This is a genomic window from Lactiplantibacillus sp. ME-2 (assembly GCF_022549155.1).
In the GTDB taxonomy this organism is placed as follows: Bacteria; Bacillota; Bacilli; order Lactobacillales; family Lactobacillaceae; genus Lactiplantibacillus; species Lactiplantibacillus plantarum.
This window is the reverse complement of the sequence record NZ_JAKZEQ010000002.1, coordinates 16207-34418: the sequence shown is the minus strand read 5'-3', so window position 1 is coordinate 34418 and position 18212 is coordinate 16207. Positions and strand designations below refer to the sequence as shown.

Sequence of the window (18212 nt, the reverse complement as noted above, 5' to 3'; positions counted from 1 at the left end):
AAACACCATACCTTTACAATAATTTTACTATTCAAACCGGTCGTTACGACTGAACATGTAGGACTTGTAATGATATCGCATCGACATCATTAAACCTATCCCAGCCATATTGGCAATCAACGCCGAACCCCCTTGACTAATAAACGGCAAGGGAATCCCAGTCATTGGTAACAGTCCGATACTCATCCCAATGTTTTCGAACACGTGGAAGAGAATCATCATAATGACCCCGGTTGAAATGTAAGCGTAGAATTCATTCTTCGTATCAAACGTCACTCGGATCATCTGGTAAATCAATAAGAAATACAATAAAATGACCACGGCACAACCGATAAAGCCAAAGTTTTCACCAATTACCGAGAAAATCATATCAGATTCACGCACAGGAACAGTCACGTGGGAAACGTTAAATCCCCGCCCAGTAATCTGACCTGAACCAATCGCTTTCATACTCTGCCAAACTTGATAAGCATTGTTAGACGTGTCCGTCGACGGATTCAACCAGGTATCGATCCGCGCAAATTGGTATTGCTTAAAACCGATAGCTTCCAAAATATGGCGACCACTCTGCGAGATCACGAGATATAACGCAGTCCCCGCAATCGCCGCCACAATGGCAAACGTCGGTGCCAATAATCGCCACGAAATCCCAGAAACTAAGATAACGCCCCCAAGAATCGCGAAGAACACCAGCATCGTCCCAAAGTCATTTTGTAACTTCAAAAGGATAGCAACTGGCACCATGTACGCAATTAACTTCCCAATGAGTTGCCAATCGCTCGCCATCGTATGTGTTGGGTGCTCCGTGTTATGCATTGTCACGACTCGTCCAAGCATCAAGATGAAGGCGGGCTTCATGACTTCAGACGGTTGCAACGTCAAGGAACCAACTGCGAACCAACTTTTAGCCCCAGTGCTCGCAAACAGTGATCTACTGTACAAGACCAAAACGGCCGCAAGCAGGAAGATCCCAAACCAATAGGCAATCGGTGCCACTCGCCATAACTGTTCCGAATCAAATTGCATCACAATTACGGCAATCGCGGTCCCAATCACGAACCACATGACTTGAGAAATCACCTGCTTCGTGACGTTTACTGAACTAGAGTCGTGCACTGCGGCGACATAAATCGACGCCAGCCCGATCAATCCTAGCATCATCACTGAAAATATGATACCCCAGTCAATTCTTGAATCCTCGTCTTGACTGCGGAGTCTAGATTCTTCTGCCACAAATAACGCTCCTAACCTGTTGGGATTAGCCCACCGCACGCGTCAGACTAACCCTATTCACAATATCATTTTGTACTTTAAGATAGTTTTTATTATACAACAACCTGGTGCCGAATTCTCGGAACCAGGTTGAAGGTTTACTAAAAATTAGCCTTTGTGTAGATGGTAAGCCGACAAGATCTCTTGCAGACTCTCATCAAAAGATTTGGTATGCGCAAATGGTTGGTTGTCACTAACCATTTCAGCTTCAAATCGTTCACCGACTTGAGTCACTTGTCCAATCACTTGTTTACCGATCAAAACTTCGGTAACTGGTTGACCGTTGACCTTAGTTTCGTTTAAAGTGACCGAAATCGCCTTATCTTTTCTTGCCACGGTGGTCTTCCTCCTTGTATTGCGGATTACGACGCAATGAAAAATGGGCTGGTACCGGATCAAAGCCGCCCTTAACTAAGGGCTGACAACGTAAGATACGTGCAACTCCCATTAGAACGCCTTTAACTGCGCCAAACCGATCGATCGCTTCTAACGTGTAATTAGAACAGGTTGGATAATAGCGACAATGAGCCGGACTAAACGCAGAAAAGGCCCGCTGATAAAAGCGGATGCCTTTCATTAATAACCGTCGCATCGTAATTTATTTCTTGTTCTTAGCAGTTTTCTGCATATGTTCAAGTAAAATCCCAGCCCCCTGAGCAACGTTGTTCAATGGGTGTTCGGCAACTATTACGGGCACCTTTAAGTTTTCACTGATCAATTGATCGAGGCCACTCAACAGTGCGCCACCACCAGTCAACGTAATTCCACGGTCAATAATATCGGCCGCAATTTCTGGTGGTAAAGTTTCCATCACGTGATGGGCCGTGCTAACGATCTGCATCAGCGTTTCGTGAATAGCTTCTTCAACTTGATTGGAGTCAATGTCAATTGAGCGCGGCATCCCCGTCACAGTATCTCGACCACGAACTTGGGTGACCTTATCATCATCGCCGTCCTGCTTGAAAACTTGTGCGATTTGAATCTTAACTTGTTCTGCACTGCGTTCACCGATCAACAAGTGATGTTGATCTTTGACGTAGTTCACGATGTCCTGATTCATCCGGTCGCCGGCCATTCGTAACGAACTACTTGCCACAATGTCACCTAATGATAGGACAGCGATATCACTAGTCCCACCACCAATATCAATGACCATGTTCCCACGTGGTTGGAAAATATCCATCCCTGCGCCAATAGCCGCCACTTTTGGTTCAACTTCCAAGTAAACCTTGTTACCGCCAGATTTTTCAGCAGCTTGCAAGATTGCCTTGCGTTCAATTTCAGTAGTGTTCGTTGGGGTACAGATCATGATACTTGGCCGCGACATAATGCCACGGACATTTAATTTTTTAATAAAATAGGACAGCATTTCTTCGGTGACATCAAAATCCGAAATTACTCCGTCTTTTAATGGTCGAATTGCCCGAATGTTACTAGGCGTCTTTCCAACCATTTGGTAGGCTTCGGACCCGACTGCCAACACTTGATTCGTGTTCGTATCGATAGCGACCACGGATGGTTCGTTAAGGACGATGCCCTTACCCGATACGTAAATTAAAACATTGGCAGTACCTAAGTCAATACCAATATCTAAAGCCATGTTTTTGCTCCTCTCAAACATACAATTATACGACTAATCATTATACCATACTCTACAGTTGATGAGAACTGACGGCTGTCCTAGCCACTCGTTCATTTGTCACTACCAATCAATTGGCTGTGCCTAATCATCCTGTCGTTTCGACCACTCATCGACCGTCAGCGAATAAATTGCTTCATCACGATATTGACCATTTAACAAGATATTTTCTGGCAGGGTCGCATCCAAATGATATTGGCGTCGCTCAGCAACAGCCCGACTTGCCTGGTTGGCAACGTCTGCACCTAAGATGACCTTGTGCAGATCAAGCTCCGTAAAAGCAATTTCTTCTAATCGTTCGAGCGCTTTAGTCATGACGCCACGACCAGTATATTTCTGGCCCAGCCAGTAGCCAATCTCACCGTTGTGATTAATGGCACTAATATTATGCAAGTCTAGCATCCCAGCGACTTCGCCATCCACAATGATGGTGGTGATAAACACCTGTCCATGAGCCTGCTTGGTCAACATTGATTCGATAAAATGACGCTCGTCTTGCACGGTCGCCGTCGCATCAACCCACGGCATCCATAACTTCAAATGGTCGCGATTATGATCAACTAAGTCGAAAAGCGGCTCCGCGTCAGCCACTTCAGTTGGTTTCAATGAAATGTGTTTGTCGATAATATTAATAAACATAAGCTGTCCTCCTGAATGTTGGCGCCGGGTTACCCCGCTTCGCCACAAAAAAGCCTTCAAAAACGAGTTTATCGCACTTTGAAGGTTTTGTAAGCATTTATTTCGATTTATTCCGCAGCTTCGTTCGCAAAATCAGGATTCAACGCATAAACGGTGCCATCGGGAACATCAACTCGTTTAATCTCAGCACCTAATTTAGCCAGCTTACCATGGAAGTTAAAGTAGCCCCGATCAAGATACTTCAAATTAGTCACTTCAGTGTAACCCCGACTGACCAGTCCAGCGATTACTAACGCTGCAGCTGCCCGAAGATCCGTCGCAGTGACCTGGGCCCCGTTAAAGTCAGTGGGACCATACATAATGACGGAGCGCCCTTCAACTTTGAAGTCGGCGTTCATTCGCCGTAACTCATCAAGATGCATGAAGCGATTCTCAAAAACCGTTTCAGTTAATAAACTAGTGCCCTGCGCACACAACTGCAAAATTGTCATTTGTGGTTGCATATCCGTTGGGAAACCCGGATGGGGCATCGTCTTAACGGAGGTTGGCTTCAAGATTTCTGGACCAATGACCCGAATACCAGCCGGTTCTTCCGTTACTGTGACGCCCATCTCACGCATCTTCGAGATCAATGGCTTATTATGTTCGGCAATAGCATCCTCAACCAAGACGTTTCCCTGAGTCACCGCAGCAGCGACCATGAATGTCCCAGCTTCAATCCGATCCTGAACGATACTATGGTCACAGCCATGCATCGCTTTAACCCCTTCAATGCGGATCGTTTCAGTACCGGCCCCGGTAACCTTAGCGCCCATCTGATTCAAATAGTTCGCTAGGTCCACAATTTCAGGTTCACGAGCGACGTTTTCCATCGTCGTGATGCCATCTGCAAGTGTTGCCGCCATCATTATGTTCTGCGTTGCCCCAACACTTGGAAAATCTAAGTAAATGGCCGCTCCGTGTAACTGGTTCGCGGTTGCTTCAACATAGCCATCGTGGCGTTCGATTTCAGCACCAAGCGCGTTCAGCCCCTTTAAGTGTAAATCGATTGGTCGTGAACCAATCGCACAGCCACCTGGCATCGCGACTTTCGCATGGCCTAATCGTGCTAATAGTGGTCCCATGACCACGATTGAAGCACGCATTTTGGATACGTATTGAAATGGTGCTTCGGATGATAATTGACGACTAGCGTCAATATCAATTGTTTTATTAATTTCATCAAAATCAATTTTAGTATTCAAAAATTTCAAGACGTTGTTCATTGTAAAAACGTCTGATAACACTGGTACATTTGATAAATGTGTCTGACCAGAACTAGCCAACAAGCTTGCGGCTAAGATTGGTAACACGGCATTTTTAGCGCCCTCAATATGGACATTTCCTGTCAAACGTTGACCGCCATGAACTACAATTTCCTCCATGGATAAACCCTCCATCACTAAACGATAATCAACAAACAAGTTACGTGAGATTTCGGATTGCGTAAAAAGCACACTTACTAAAAGAACCCGATTGGATCAGATGCCTCGCACCTGCCCAAATTCCACTGTTCACCGCTGTACTAAGCAAATCGGCAACGCGCGGTGTGCAATCCAAACACCAGCTCAACCATCAAAACAACCTGGACACACCATGGCAACTTGCCAATAGCAGCATGCAGGTTCAAATCGGTTCCTAATCATCATACCATAGAACACTAGTGGATAAATATTACATTTTACATTTTCGTTACAATTTCAACACAAATATTAAATACTTATGATTAGTTAACTAATTAGAAGTCCGTCGTGTAATTATTTGACAAGCCATACCCATATTGATTAGCAGTATCGTTCATTTGTAATCGTTTTCTTTATTGTAATCTCACTATAAGTTGCATTCTACCATTCAACTTATCGCAATGCCCCTAATACGCTCAATCGATTAGTAAAATCTAGTTCACGAACATCCGCGCCGACTGGACAAAACATTTCAACGTCGCGACAAAATTGGCCGCTGAAACGTTTAAGTTCGCTGTAAACTTAGTTGTTCATGTTTCCTATGCCGACCTTTGGAATTGCTGCCAATTGTCGGAACGTGATGATCACCCTTTTAAGACGCGATCCACGTCTTAATTACTGCTCTGCCAGATACTGATGCAATGTTGGCGAAAAATATTCGAATCAGACCGATTCTTCTAGTTAACAACGCGATATCGCCATTAGTAAGCCAGTGCTTGGCCCTTGATCAACCCACGGTTCCAATCTGCTTTGAACCGTGCAAGCTTAAAACTGGACAGTAACGGGTACGACTCACCGCGGTAAGTTTGACTAACTTGTGCATCGCGGCTTAACTGAACCGCACAAAAAAAGCACCCGCAAATAATTGCAGATGCTTTTCAGAATTTTAAGTTGTTAATGCCGAGCAACATTCAAACGGTTCATGGCACGCCGCAAAGCGACTTGGGCCCGCGCCAACTCAGCATCATCGTGCTTTTGTTGGGCATTTTGAATCCGTGTTTCAGCGCGTTTCCGTGCATTTTCAGCTCGAGCAACGTCAATGTCATTCTGACGTTCAGCACTATCGGCAACAATCGTTGCCGTATTATTACTGAACTCAACAAAACCACCATTAACGGCAATTTCGTCATCTTCCTGATCACTTTCAAGTTGCTTGATCCGAACCTCATCGATTGCAAGCGATGCAATCACAGGAATATGGTTCGGCAAAATTCCGAGTTCGCCGTCAATCGTTCGCACGATCAACATTGGCGTCTTATTCTCATAGACCTGACCGTCTGGAGTTACGATGCTAACGGTTAATGATTTTGCATTGTCAGCCATGTAAACCCCTCCTAATCAGTTACCATCGATTTCGCTTTTTCGACCACGTCGTCGATCTTACCAACTTGACGGAATGCGTCTTCTGGTAGGTCATCATATTTACCTTCAAGAATTTCTTTGAAGCCCTTGATGGTATCGTTGATTGGCACATACGAACCAGGTTGGCCCGTAAAGTTTTCGGCAACGAAGAAGTTTTGTGACAAGAAGAATTGAATCCGCCGTGCACGCGCAACAGTTGTCTTTTCTTCGTCAGATAATTCATCCATCCCTAAAATCGAGATAATATCTTGCAATTCACGATAACGTTGCAAGACCCGTTGAACTTCCGTTGCAACTTGATAATGTTCTTCGCCCACGATTGATGGGTCCAGAGCGATTGAAGAAGAAGCTAATGGGTCAACGGCTGGGTAGATCCCTTGTTCCGTCAAAGAACGTTCCAAGTTGGTCGTCGCATCCAAATGGGCGAAAGTCGTTGCAGGTGCCGGGTCGGTATAATCATCGGCAGGTACATAAACGGCTTGAATCGAAGTAACTGACCCCTTCTTGGTAGAAGTGATCCGTTCTTGTAATTGACCCATTTCAGTGGCTAAGGTTGGTTGGTAACCAACGGCTGAAGGAATCCGACCAAGTAAGGCGGAAACTTCAGAACCAGCTTGCGTGAACCGGAAGATATTGTCGATGAATAACAACACGTCTTGACCTTGAACATCACGGAAGTATTCCGCAATCGTCAAACCGGTCAAGGCCACCCGCATCCGGGCACCAGGTGGTTCGTTCATTTGACCATAAACCATGGCGGTATTCTTCAAAACGCCGGAAGCCTTCATTTCGAAGTAAAGGTCATTCCCTTCACGCGTCCGTTCACCAACACCGGTAAACACGGAAATCCCGTTATGTTCTTGGGCAATGTTATGAATTAATTCCTGGATTAAAACAGTTTTACCAACACCGGCACCACCGAACAACCCAATCTTACCACCACGAACATAAGGTGCTAAGAGGTCAATAACTTTAATTCCAGTTTCCAATACTTCAGTACTGGTCGTTAATTCATCATATTTAGGCGCATCCCGATGAATCGGGTTACGTTCTGCGTCTGGACCGAATTCTGGACCACCATCAATGGTTTCCCCTAAAACGTTGAAGACCCGGCCTAACGTCTCTTTACCAACGGGAACAGTAATTGAAGAACCAGTGTCTTCAACTGTCATTCCCCGGCGCAAGCCATCCGTACCATCCATCGCGACGGTCCGAACAACCCCATCACCTAATTCCAACGATACTTCCACCGTTAAAGTGTCATCGTTGTCCTTCTGAATGATCAAGGCGTTATTAATATCGGGTAACTTATCGTTTAGAGAGAATTCAACGTCAACAACGGGTCCAATAACTTGTACAACTTTACCTGTACTCATTAGTCGTTAATTCCTCCCACTTCGTTATTCTTGCGCAACCAAACCACCAGTGATTTCAGTGATTTCAGTGGTAATAGCAGCTTGACGTGCGCGGTTATATTTCAGATTTAATTTATCGATTAAATCGCCAGCGTTATCTGATGCAGCCTTCATCGCGGTTGACGACGAAGCATGTTCAGCAGTCTTGGCATCCAAGATTGCACCATAAACCAAGCTTTCAGCATATTGTGGCAACACGGCCGACAAAATGGCTTCTTCTGACGGTTCCATTTCATACTCGGGACCGACATCTACCCGGCTATCCTTGGCTTTACGATTATCTGACTCACTTTGTTCAAAGGTCTCTTCGGAGATCGGTAACATCTTAACGGCCCGAAAACCAGAAGAGAGCCGATTAATAAAGTGGTTGTAGAAGACGTAAAGTTCATCAAAGACTTCGTTGTGGTACATTGATGTGACTGTCTTAACGATTTCACGAACCTCTTTAAAAGTTGGGACATCAGAGACGCCGCGGTACTCATAAGCCACGTTTAACCCGTTCTTTTTATAGAAATCCGCACCAGTGCCACCAACCGCCAAAACGACTGCGTTATCGGCATCAACCTTGTGCGTCCGCATGAAATCGTTAGTCTGTTTCAACACGTTACTGTTGTAACTACCAACGAGGCCACGGTCCGAAGTGATCACCAATAAACCAGTCTTTTTAACGGGGCGTTGCGCGAGCAATTCACTAACTGAAATCGTATTCGAATTACTGTTAGCAACACCGGCACTTGCTGACATCAGATGAGCTTTGGCAAGATGTGAAACGATGCTTTCAACTTTAGAAGCGTACACCTGATACGTGCTGGTATGCTTTTGAATCTGGTTCAATTTTGAAGTTGAGACCATTTGCATTGCCGACGTAATTTGATGAGTCTTCTTTGTTGAGTCAATTCGGCGCTTGACATCCATTAATGATTCTGCCATGCACTACTCACCATCCTTTTCAGCCATAACTACTTCGCAGCGGCAGCGGTTGGCTGGAATTGTTCTGCAAACGCATCTAAGGCCCCATTCATCTTATCAGCTTCTGGTAACTTCTTGGTTGCCAAAATCGTATCAAAGAGGTCCTGATGACTAGCATGAATAAATTCAAACAATTCACTTTGGTAACGGGCAATATCATCAACTGCCACTTTATCCAAATAACCGTTGGTCAAAGCATATAAAATCATTACTTGTTCTTCGACCTTCAATGGTGAATGAACAGGTTGTTTTAAGACTTCAACGATCCGTTGCCCACGATTTAATTTCGCTTGGGTTGCAGCATCCAAGTCAGAACCGAATTGTGAGAAGGATTCCAATTCACGATAAGAAGCCAAGTCAAGACGCAAGGTCCCGGCAACCGACTTCATCGCTTTAATTTGCGCATCCCCACCAACCCGGGAAACAGAGGCCCCGGCATCAATCGCTGGCCGCACACCTGAATAGAATGAATCACTATCCAAGAAGATTTGCCCATCGGTGATTGAAATAACGTTAGTTGGAATATAAGCCGAAATATCCCCAGCTTGCGTTTCGATAATTGGTAAGGCCGTCATTGAACCGCCACCCAATTCATCGCTCAACTTGGCAGCCCGTTCGAGTAACCGTGAGTGCAAGTAGAAGACATCCCCAGGATAAGCTTCACGACCTGGAGGACGACGGAGGATCAAGGAAAGTTCACGGTAAGCCGTTGCTTGCTTTGAAAGGTCATCATAGACGATCAAAACGTGCTTGCCGTTCATCATAAATTCTTCACCCATCGCTGCCCCAGCATAAGGAGCTAAGTACAGTAATGGCGCTGGTTCAGCAGGTCCGGCAGTTACAACGATTGTGTAGTCCATCGCACCTAACTTCTTCAACGTTTCAACTTGGGCCCGTACAGTTGAGTCCTTTTGACCGATTGCAACGTAGACACAAATCATGTCTTGGTCCTTTTGGTTCAAAATGGCATCAATGGCAACGGACGTCTTCCCAGTCTTACGGTCACCGATAATCAATTCACGTTGGCCCCGACCAATTGGAACTAAGGCATCAATGGCCTTGATCCCAGTTTGAAGTGGTTCGCTAACTGATTGCCGTTGCATAATACCAGGAGCTTTATGTTCGATTGGCCGCGTATTCGTGGTCTTAATCTCACCTAAACCGTCAACTGGTTGACCTAATGGGTTAACGACCCGGCCAATCATGGCGTCACCGACTGGAACTTCCATGATGCGGCCAGTCCGCTTAACAGTATCGCCTTCACGAATACCATCAAAATCCCCTAAAACAACGATACCAACATCGTTGCTTTCGAGGTTTTGTACCATCCCGTAAACTCCGTTACTGAATTCGAGTAATTCACCTTGTAAGGCGTTGTCGAGTCCGTGAGCACGGGCGATCCCATCACCAACGTAGGTGACAGTACCGGTTTCAGCAACTGAGAGCTCAGTTTGATAACTTTCTAATTGTTGTTTGATTAGAGCACTGATTTCTTCAGATTTAATGCTCATAAAAGTTTCACCTCTTCGTAAACTAATTGTTGATGAGTGCTCGTCTTAAATTCGTTAGTTGTAACGCAACGCTACCATCAAACGTTTGATTATTTGACTTCACAATTACACCGCCAATGATTGCTTCATCGACTTTACGTGACAAAACAACCTGATTGGCACCAACACGTTTGGCGAATGCCTTTGCGATTGCATCAGCTTGCTCATCTGACAACTTGACCGCAGACGTTACTTCGGCATGCACTATTTTGCGACTCTCATCGAAACGTGCTTCAAACGCGTCAACAATGCCAACTAAGTTCGACATGCGGCCGTAATCATACAACATTTGAATAAAGTTTTTAATGTATTCTGAAGCGTGGTCAGTCAAAGTTGACAACGTTGTCTGTTTTTGATCAACCGGAAGCAATGATCCTGAGAGGACCTCTGCCAATTGCGGGTTGTCGACAAAGACTTGCCGTAATTGCTTTAACTCGGCCAGGAATGCTTCGGTCTGATCTTTTTCAACTGCAAGTTCAAAGAGTGCCTTTGAATAACGACTTGCAATTGTAAGATTATCAAGACTCATGCTTTCCCAACCCTTCAATATACGAATTAATTAATGCCTGTTGGCCTTCCGGATCCAATTGCTTCTTAATAATCTTCGTAGCAATCGCAACCGAAATGTCAGCGACGTCTGATTGGACGTTCTTCAAGGCATCTTGACGCTCCTGTTCAATATCCTTACGCGCATTTTGTTTATACTGCGTTGCTTCGTTTTGCGCATCGGCAACGATACTTGACCGTTGCTTTTCGCCACTCTTTTTCGCGTCAGCGACAATTTCACTCGCTTCAGCGCGAGAGTGTGATAGCGCATCACGCCGTTGATCAGCTAAGTCACTCGCTTCTTGCCGTGACTTTTGTGCTGAATCAATGTCGTTCGCAATCTTGTCAGCTCGATCAGCCATCATTTTTGTGATGGGCTTCCAAGCAACAACAGAGATCAATGCCATCAAAACAATAAAGCTAATCCCGATAAACAACATATCACCAAGGTAGAGACCGGATGCACCGATAATTAAATGCGAGAGCATCTAATGACACCTCCTTCTTTCATTTTCATTAAAATGAACTCGTTGACCAATGATTACTTGTTCATAACCATCAAAGCAACAACGAAGGAAATGATAGGCATTGATTCGATCAACCCAACACCGATGAACATGTTAGTCCGTAATTGACCAGATAATTCTGGTTGACGGGCCATCCCTTCAAGCATCTTAGAAATAACCAAACCGTTACCAATACCAGCACCTAAAGCGGCACCAAACATAGCAATACCTGCAGCAATTGCTCCCATAATCTGTGTATCCTCCTTAAAATTAAAAAACTAGAAATTATTCCTCGTCGTTAACCTTCTGAGAAATATAAACTGAAGTCAAGGTTACGAACACGAACGCTTGAATGCTCCCGATAAACACTGAGAAACCTTGCCATAAGAGTTCAATTGGAAATGAGTAAACATAGCTCAACCAACCGTTGCTCTTTGCCAAATCAGCAACCTTCGTTAGTAACATTTCACCAGCAAAGATGTTCCCGAACAGCCGAAGACCTAAAGTTAGGAAATCGGTAAATTGTTCAAAGACGTTAATAACCGAGAAAACAGCAAAAGGTTGTGTGTATTCTTTCAAATAACCACCCATACCTTTCTTACGAACACCCGCAGCATGTGCAAGTGCAACGGTCATAAACGATAACGTCAAAGTCACAATCGGATCGGCGGTTGGACTCTTCAGATACGTATACTGCCCGACCTGAACGTGAATGAACAATCCAAGTTGGTTAGCGATGAAGATAAAGAGAAACAATGTAAATGCGTACAAACCGAAGTTAGACGCTTCGTTACCCTTGATCGACCCTTTGACAATGCCATTCGTGAACTCGATGAGCCACTCCAGCACATTTTGTCCACCCTTGGGCTTCATTGTTAAATGTCGCGAAAGTAAAAAAACAAACAAGAAAACAATCAGACAAGTCACAATTACTGAGATGTCATTCGCGATATTAAACGTCAGTCCAAGGAATTTGACTGTAGGAACTGGATCACCCACTGAATATCACCTCTTTCCTTTAATTTCGGTGCTACGATAACCTTAACCTTTGAGCTAGTCAACGTCAATTTTATCGTAACCTGAAATGGTAGATTAGAGACACCCCTAATCAAAATACAAAGGTAATAATACCACCACCGTCGAAAAAATTCAAAATAATTTCAACATTTCGTCAATCAATAAAAATCCAACAATATCAAGCTTTCATTAAGCTTTCAAATCGTTGGATTTTCATTATTTTGACTTTATTTTCATTCTTGGCACGCGCAATGACGGCCTACTTCTCATTTACCGCCGTCTTTGGCAGCACCAAGTTCATCACAATTCCGAGCACCGTTGCAACTGCTAGACCACTGAACTGAAAGCTTCCCAGTTGTAAATAGGCATTGCCAATTCCAATGACCAAAATCGCTGATGCAATCATTAAATTTCGCTTCTGATTAAAATCAACTTTATTATCAATCAGAATTCGCATCCCACTTGAAGCAATTACCCCAAACAGTAGAAAGCTGACCCCACCGATGACGGGTGATGGAATACTCTCGATCAACGCGGATAACTTACCCACAAAACTAAAGACGATGGCAAAAAAGGCGGCCCCACCGAGCACATAAATACTGTGGACCCGCGTAATTGCCAGCACCCCAATATTTTCACCATAGGAGGTCACGGGTGGTCCACCGACAAAGCCGGCGATAATCGAGGCTGTCCCGTCGCCAGCCAATGTATGGTTCAAACCTGGATCCTTGAAGAAATTCCGCTTAGTCAACTTATTGAGTACCATAATATGGCCCATATGTTCTGACATCGTCACAAAGGCGATTGGTGCCATACTCAGAATCGCGCCCCAATAAATGCCAGGATGATAACTAATAAAAGGCAATTGAAAGGCGGGCATCGCAAACCACTGCGCTTTTTCCACACCAGAAAAGTCAACGATTCCAACTAACACGGCAATGATATACCCACAGACGATTCCCAACAATATCGGTACTAAACTCATAAATCCACGCAAGTACATGTTAAAAATGACGGTCAGTAACATCGTCGCCATCGCGACGCCGAAATATTTAATATCATAACTACTCCCGTTCATTGTTGCGTCCTTAGCTGCCGTCCCTGCGAGTGACAACCCAATTACCATCACAATCGGCCCCACGACGATCGGGGGAAGCGCCTTATCGATCCAGTCAGAACCAATTAAAGTAACTAATAAACTAACTAGCAGGTACACACAGCCCACCGCGACAGTCCCCTGAGCGATGGCCGGATATCCTGCGGTCTTCATCAGAGACTGCATCACAACGATAAATGAAAAGCTCGAGCCCATATACGCCGGAATCTTTCCGCGCGTGATGAGGATATACATTAGCGTCCCAACACCAGAGCTAAACAGCGCAATACCTGGATTTAATCCCACCAGGATTGGCACCAATACCGTGGAACCAAACATCGAGAACAGATGTTGCACCGACAAGCCTAACCAACTACCTAATTTTGGTCGGTCATGAATATCTAACACGACTTCATCATTATGAAACGCCGCTTTCTTTGTCATAACGCACCCCTTTTTATGAATGATTGCAAAAGAAAAGACAGCCCACCACTCAAAGCGGCTAGGCTGTCCGAAATTACGCACGGCTTCCTTGAAAGCGTACGTCCGTTCATCCTTTTCAGCCTCTCTGAGCTAATTTAAAGGAACTGTTTAATTGCAATTAGTCTACTCGTCTCCGAAATAATTGTCAACTCAATGTTTGAACCGAACCAGTAACAGCCCCTAAAAACGATATTAGTTCAAAACATCATAATATTTGCGACAACATTCCTGAAATAATGTGACTTTCTCACCCAACGTTACCGAATATTCGACCAATACAGTGTAATCGCCATCTAAAACACCCTAATTATCCAGTGTCCCCCAACAGTTAATGTCAATAACTACCTATAATATACGCGTTGTACAAATTATTATTTGGCATTAACGGTGATTAAAACGTGCTAATTAGATTATTGCACGTCAGCCGGTGTGGGTCCTATGCCGACCTCCGGGGCTGGGTGCCAATTGCTGGAACGCAGCCGACATCGATTTGAGCTAACGCATAACCCGCGTCATCTCAAATACGAGTCTTATTCTAAGCCGGAAGCAGACCACTTCCAGCTAAGAATAATTTGGCTACTTAGCATTGTCACCCAAGCCCCTCCGGTCGGTAAGCCGCTCAAATGGCTGATGAACGGCCACTTAACTTGGTACAATTTGTCGCTGACTATTTTGACACTGGAACTTCAAACAAAGCGTTAGGTGCATTAGCACTTTGTCAAGAGATTAAATTTTACTACACCAATTCAGGATTAGTGAGCTATCTCAATATCATTTTCAGTCTGCCAGTTGATTGACAAAATTACTGGTTGTAAAAAGCAACGACAAATTCATCAAAAGTTAGGTACATCTTCGTCAGCCATTCGAACACTGTCACGACTGGAAGTCGGCTTAGGACGAACCAGCAAAGCATGTTTACGCCCACTTACACCCGTTTCCAGTGGTCCATAGCTGGCTGCTTCTAATCTTAGAAATTAGCACGTTTTAGTCACGATTCATGACTAATGAACTCACAGAATGCGGATGATTATAGCTAAAGTTGTTAATAATTTTGGAAAACAAAAAGGTAGCCCCCCAGACATTGCCTGGCGGTGCTACCTTTTGTCAATGCAACTTACTTCGTACCAAATAACCGGTCGCCCGCATCGCCCAAACCAGGAACGATGTAGCCATCTTCATTTAAATGGTCATCAAGTGCTGCCGTGTAAACGTCGATGTCTGGATGTGCGTCCCGAAGTGCCTTAACACCCTCAGGCGCCGCAACTAAACACATAAACTTAATATTACTTGCGCCGCGCTTTTTCAACATATCCATCGCCATGATGGCTGAACCACCAGTGGCTAACATTGGATCAACGACAAATAATTGCCGTTGTGAAATATCACTTGGTAATTTAACGAAATATTCGACCGGCTTCAAGGTCTTTTCATCCCGATACATCCCAACGTGCCCAACTTTAGCTGCCGGAATCATGTTTAAGAAACCGTCAACCATCCCTAAGCCAGCCCGTAAGATTGGTACAATGGCGACTTTCTTACCTGCCAACGTTTTTTGCGTTGACTTGGCAATCGGTGTTTCAATCTCAATGTCCTTCAACGGCATATCGCGTGATACTTCGTACGCCATCAACGTTGAAATTTCGTTAACCATTTCCCGGAAGACCTTAGTACCACAGTTCTTTTCCCGAATGATCGTCAATTTATGTTGAATGAGCGGATGATCCAAAACCTCAAACTTACCCATGTTGCTACGCACACTCCTTAGTGATTTCTTTCTATTGTAGCTAATTTAGAGAGAAAAAACCAGACCTGATATAAATTACTTAATCAACATCGATCGGGTGCTTCGCTGTTAAAGCCATTGCTTGCTGTTTAACGTCATCTAGATTTGCTTGATCTGTCGGTGCTTGTAACGCTTGCAAAATCAATTCAGCGACCTTAGTTGCATCAGCTTCGTCAAAACCACGGGTCGTAATCGCAGGTGTTCCCAACCGAATACCAGAGGTCTTGAAAGCCCCTAACGTCTCATTCGGAATCGCTTCTTTGTTGACCGTAATATAAACCGTATCTAACAGATCTTGTACTTGGCGACCGTTCAAACCAGACTTAGTGACATCAATCGTCATTAAATGATTGTCCGTGCCACCAGAAATAACCCGAACCAAGTCAGAGTCATTGAAGACCTTCGCCATTGCCTTGGCATTATCAATGATATGTTGGGCATAAACCTTAAACTCAGGCTGTAAGTCTTCGCCCAAAGCAATCGCTTTACCCGCAATTACGTGATCCAACGGCCCACCCTGATTGCCAGGGAAAACGGCCGAGTTGATCTTCTTGCCATACTTTTCTTTCGCTAAAATCATACCGCCACGGGGCCCCCGTAACGTTTTGTGCGTCGTTGTCGTAACCACATCAGCATATGGCACTGGATTAGGATGTAGCCCGGCCGCAACTAAGCCGGCAATATGAGCCATATCAACCATCAATAAGGCCCCAACTTGATCCGCAATCTCGCGAAACTTCTTGAAATCAATCAACCGACTATAAGCAGAAGCCCCCGCAACGATTAACTTTGGTTGAAAATCTTGTGCTTGTGCAAGAATTGCATCATAGTTTAATTCTTCAGTTTCAGGATCGAGCCCATAACCTTGAAAATCGTAAAGTTTACCAGAGAAGTTCACACTAGATCCATGTGTTAAGTGTCCCCCAGCATCTAGTGACATCCCCATCACCCGGTCACCAGGTTGAATCAGTGCCATATATGCAGCCGCATTGGCTTGGGAACCAGAGTGTGGTTGCACATTAGCATATTCCGCACCAAATAATTTCTTAGCCCGTTCAATGGCTAAGGTTTCCACTTGGTCAATGTATTCGTTACCACCGTAAAAGCGGTGACCCGGATAGCCTTCAGAGTATTTATTGGTCAGCACACTCCCCTGCGCTGCCCGGACGCCCTTTGAAACGATGTTCTCAGAAGCAATCAACTCAATATTATGTTGTTGCCGTGCCTGTTCCTTACTAATCGCAGCCCATACTTCTGGATCTTGTTCCTGGTAATTCATGAATAAATCTCCTCCATTTCGCAAGTGACAACTTTCGGGTTTTCCCGACTTGCAATCATTATACACTAAAAATGAGTCTGACCGGCAGATTTATTTAATCGGTTCATGTAGGCAAGCCCAAGTCCTTTATTTTCAAAGGCTTGGCACAGAATATCTTTAATTTCCGTCTCAGTATCAAAGTGCCGCAAGCCCGCGAACAGCTCTCGACTTGCCGATTGAATATCTTCTCCAAGCGAAAATTGTTCGCAATTAGCCGGAATTTGATTGTTAGTTAAAATATCATCTGTTGCCATAACGCCCATTGGCACATCTTGCTGGGCTGCCCACGCCAGCGCTTCTGGCCAATCTTCCGAACGATCAACGATATAAACTTGTGCGTTTGGCGCATAGTGCTTATATTTCATCCCCGGCGCCTTAGGAACTTCCTTAGCTCCGACATGGTGCAATTCGGTTTGAACTGGCATGCCAATGACCCGTTCGATTGCTTCAGGCGTTACGGCACCGGGCCGTAGAATTGCTGGTTGGTCGGTTGAAAGATCCAGAACTGTAGATTCAACGCCAACCTTCGTCGGACCATCATCCAGAATACCAGCAATTTTACCACGTAGATCATGCAATACGTGCTGCGCCGTCGTCGGACTCGGCTTACCAGATGTATTAGCGGATGGTCCCACGATAGGCGTTCCGGCAGCACGAATCAAAGCCAGGGTTGCCTCATTATCAGGATTACGGAAAGCCGCCGTCTGCAGCCCACCAGTAACTTCTGGTGCCAACGCATCTGGTTTCAATTTAAAAATCATCGTCAGGGGGCCTGGCCAAAACGCCTTAACCAGCTTCTTGGCTGCTTCCGATAACGGTTGAGCAAACCGCTCAACGGTTTCCACATCAGCAACATGCACGATCAAAGGATTATCACTCGGGCGGCCTTTAGCTAAGTACACTTGCTTAACAGCATCCACATTTGTCGCATCGGCACCTAGCCCATAGACCGTCTCCGTTGGGAATGCCACTAACTGCCCCGCAGTTAACAACGCCGCAGCGGCCGGAATCTCCGCCGGCGTATATACTTTCGTTTCCATAATATATTCAAACCTCTACTTTATTATTAATTCATCGTTACTTTCATATAATATTATTTATTATTTACATCACGG

19 protein-coding genes are annotated in these 18212 nt (G+C 44.8%); 1 reads left to right on the top strand and 18 read right to left on the bottom strand.

Annotated features, from left to right (window positions below; translation table 11 throughout):
* Positions 1–27: 27 nt before the first annotated feature.
* From MMY95_RS00890 to MMY95_RS00820, 15 genes are all read right to left on the bottom strand, one after another.
* Positions 28–1233: an FtsW/RodA/SpoVE family cell cycle protein gene (locus tag MMY95_RS00890; RefSeq protein WP_003644656.1), complete on the bottom strand. Its 1206-nt coding sequence runs from the start codon at positions 1231–1233 to the stop codon at positions 28–30.
* Positions 1234–1380: 147 nt separating this feature from the next.
* The gene (locus MMY95_RS00885) at positions 1381–1608 is read right to left on the bottom strand and encodes a DUF2969 domain-containing protein (RefSeq protein WP_003641449.1); all 228 of its coding nucleotides are present in this window, start codon (positions 1606–1608) and stop codon (positions 1381–1383) included.
* The gene (gene yidD / locus MMY95_RS00880) at positions 1592–1864 is read right to left on the bottom strand and encodes a membrane protein insertion efficiency factor YidD (protein WP_003644657.1); all 273 of its coding nucleotides are present in this window, start codon (positions 1862–1864) and stop codon (positions 1592–1594) included. Before yidD ends, MMY95_RS00885 begins: the two co-directional genes overlap by 17 nt.
* 6 nt (positions 1865–1870) lie before the next feature.
* A complete protein-coding gene (locus MMY95_RS00875) occupies positions 1871–2872 on the bottom strand; it encodes a rod shape-determining protein (protein WP_241277456.1) in 1002 nt (333 codons plus the stop codon).
* A 123-nt stretch (positions 2873–2995) separates the two neighbouring features.
* Positions 2996–3550 (bottom strand): GNAT family protein, encoded by a 555-nt coding sequence (locus MMY95_RS00870; RefSeq protein WP_003641446.1) that lies wholly within the window; start codon positions 3548–3550, stop codon positions 2996–2998.
* A gap of 107 nt (positions 3551–3657) precedes the next feature.
* Positions 3658–4974 carry a UDP-N-acetylglucosamine 1-carboxyvinyltransferase gene (gene murA / locus MMY95_RS00865; RefSeq protein ID WP_003644659.1) on the bottom strand — a complete coding sequence of 439 codons (1317 nt, stop codon included), beginning with the start codon at positions 4972–4974 and terminating at the stop codon, positions 3658–3660.
* Positions 4975–5946: 972 nt separating this feature from the next.
* Entirely contained in the window at positions 5947–6375 is a 429-nt protein-coding gene (locus tag MMY95_RS00860) for a F0F1 ATP synthase subunit epsilon (protein WP_003641444.1), read from the bottom strand.
* Between the two features lie 11 nt (positions 6376–6386).
* Entirely contained in the window at positions 6387–7790 is a 1404-nt protein-coding gene (gene atpD / locus MMY95_RS00855; RefSeq protein WP_003641443.1) for a F0F1 ATP synthase subunit beta, read from the bottom strand.
* 24 nt (positions 7791–7814) lie between these two features.
* Positions 7815–8759, bottom strand: coding sequence for a F0F1 ATP synthase subunit gamma (locus tag MMY95_RS00850; protein ID WP_003641442.1), 945 nt, complete (start codon positions 8757–8759; stop codon positions 7815–7817).
* A 29-nt stretch (positions 8760–8788) separates the two neighbouring features.
* Positions 8789–10309 (bottom strand): F0F1 ATP synthase subunit alpha, encoded by a 1521-nt coding sequence (atpA, locus tag MMY95_RS00845; RefSeq protein ID WP_003641441.1) that lies wholly within the window; start codon positions 10307–10309, stop codon positions 8789–8791.
* Positions 10310–10331: 22 nt separating this feature from the next.
* Positions 10332–10877 (bottom strand): ATP synthase F1 subunit delta, encoded by a 546-nt coding sequence (gene atpH / locus MMY95_RS00840; protein ID WP_003641440.1) that lies wholly within the window; start codon positions 10875–10877, stop codon positions 10332–10334.
* A complete protein-coding gene (atpF, locus tag MMY95_RS00835; RefSeq protein ID WP_003641439.1) occupies positions 10867–11382 on the bottom strand; it encodes a F0F1 ATP synthase subunit B in 516 nt (171 codons plus the stop codon). The genes atpH and atpF overlap by 11 nt, the downstream gene beginning before the upstream one ends.
* A gap of 53 nt (positions 11383–11435) precedes the next feature.
* The gene (gene atpE / locus MMY95_RS00830; RefSeq protein WP_003639224.1) at positions 11436–11648 is read right to left on the bottom strand and encodes a F0F1 ATP synthase subunit C; all 213 of its coding nucleotides are present in this window, start codon (positions 11646–11648) and stop codon (positions 11436–11438) included.
* A 37-nt stretch (positions 11649–11685) separates the two neighbouring features.
* Entirely contained in the window at positions 11686–12399 is a 714-nt protein-coding gene (gene atpB, locus MMY95_RS00825) for a F0F1 ATP synthase subunit A (RefSeq protein WP_003641438.1), read from the bottom strand.
* A gap of 277 nt (positions 12400–12676) precedes the next feature.
* Positions 12677–13957: a solute carrier family 23 protein gene (locus MMY95_RS00820; protein ID WP_003641437.1), complete on the bottom strand. Its 1281-nt coding sequence runs from the start codon at positions 13955–13957 to the stop codon at positions 12677–12679.
* 662 nt (positions 13958–14619) lie between these two features.
* On the opposite strand from MMY95_RS00820, the gene MMY95_RS00815 reads away from it, so the two are divergent.
* Positions 14620–14793: a hypothetical protein gene (locus tag MMY95_RS00815; RefSeq protein ID WP_080371152.1), complete on the top strand. Its 174-nt coding sequence runs from the start codon at positions 14620–14622 to the stop codon at positions 14791–14793.
* A gap of 317 nt (positions 14794–15110) precedes the next feature.
* Here the strand turns inward: MMY95_RS00815 and upp are convergent, their stop codons facing one another.
* The 3 genes from upp to MMY95_RS00800 all read right to left on the bottom strand — a co-directional run bounded on the left by upp (position 15111) and on the right by MMY95_RS00800 (position 18137).
* Positions 15111–15740 (bottom strand): uracil phosphoribosyltransferase, encoded by a 630-nt coding sequence (gene upp / locus MMY95_RS00810; protein WP_003639227.1) that lies wholly within the window; start codon positions 15738–15740, stop codon positions 15111–15113.
* Between the two features lie 79 nt (positions 15741–15819).
* Positions 15820–17058, bottom strand: a complete 1239-nt coding sequence (gene glyA, locus MMY95_RS00805; RefSeq protein ID WP_003641436.1) for a serine hydroxymethyltransferase — start codon at positions 17056–17058, stop codon at positions 15820–15822.
* Between the two features lie 65 nt (positions 17059–17123).
* Positions 17124–18137 carry an L-threonylcarbamoyladenylate synthase gene (locus tag MMY95_RS00800; protein ID WP_241277455.1) on the bottom strand — a complete coding sequence of 338 codons (1014 nt, stop codon included), beginning with the start codon at positions 18135–18137 and terminating at the stop codon, positions 17124–17126.
* Positions 18138–18212 lie beyond the last annotated feature (75 nt).

What these genes read in the sequence shown, in the direction of transcription:
- yidD (WP_003644657.1), bottom strand. Translation starts at nt 1,864, where the DNA reads ATGCGACGGTTATTAATGAAAGGCATCCGCTTTTATCAGCGGGCCTTT.
- MMY95_RS00875 (WP_241277456.1), bottom strand. Translation starts at nt 2,872, where the DNA reads ATGGCTTTAGATATTGGTATTGACTTAGGTACTGCCAATGTTTTAATT.
- MMY95_RS00870 (WP_003641446.1), bottom strand. Translation starts at nt 3,550, where the DNA reads ATGTTTATTAATATTATCGACAAACACATTTCATTGAAACCAACTGAA.
- murA (WP_003644659.1), bottom strand. Translation starts at nt 4,974, where the DNA reads ATGGAGGAAATTGTAGTTCATGGCGGTCAACGTTTGACAGGAAATGTC.
- MMY95_RS00860 (WP_003641444.1), bottom strand. Translation starts at nt 6,375, where the DNA reads ATGGCTGACAATGCAAAATCATTAACCGTTAGCATCGTAACTCCAGAC.
- atpD (WP_003641443.1), bottom strand. Translation starts at nt 7,790, where the DNA reads ATGAGTACAGGTAAAGTTGTACAAGTTATTGGACCCGTTGTTGACGTT.
- MMY95_RS00850 (WP_003641442.1), bottom strand. Translation starts at nt 8,759, where the DNA reads ATGGCAGAATCATTAATGGATGTCAAGCGCCGAATTGACTCAACAAAG.
- atpA (WP_003641441.1), bottom strand. Translation starts at nt 10,309, where the DNA reads ATGAGCATTAAATCTGAAGAAATCAGTGCTCTAATCAAACAACAATTA.
- atpH (WP_003641440.1), bottom strand. Translation starts at nt 10,877, where the DNA reads ATGAGTCTTGATAATCTTACAATTGCAAGTCGTTATTCAAAGGCACTC.
- atpF (WP_003641439.1), bottom strand. Translation starts at nt 11,382, where the DNA reads ATGCTCTCGCATTTAATTATCGGTGCATCCGGTCTCTACCTTGGTGAT.
- atpE (WP_003639224.1), bottom strand. Translation starts at nt 11,648, where the DNA reads ATGGGAGCAATTGCTGCAGGTATTGCTATGTTTGGTGCCGCTTTAGGT.
- MMY95_RS00820 (WP_003641437.1), bottom strand. Translation starts at nt 13,957, where the DNA reads ATGACAAAGAAAGCGGCGTTTCATAATGATGAAGTCGTGTTAGATATT.
- MMY95_RS00815 (WP_080371152.1), top strand. Translation starts at nt 14,620, where the DNA reads ATGGCTGATGAACGGCCACTTAACTTGGTACAATTTGTCGCTGACTAT.
- upp (WP_003639227.1), bottom strand. Translation starts at nt 15,740, where the DNA reads ATGGGTAAGTTTGAGGTTTTGGATCATCCGCTCATTCAACATAAATTG.
- glyA (WP_003641436.1), bottom strand. Translation starts at nt 17,058, where the DNA reads ATGAATTACCAGGAACAAGATCCAGAAGTATGGGCTGCGATTAGTAAG.
- MMY95_RS00800 (WP_241277455.1), bottom strand. Translation starts at nt 18,137, where the DNA reads ATGGAAACGAAAGTATATACGCCGGCGGAGATTCCGGCCGCTGCGGCG.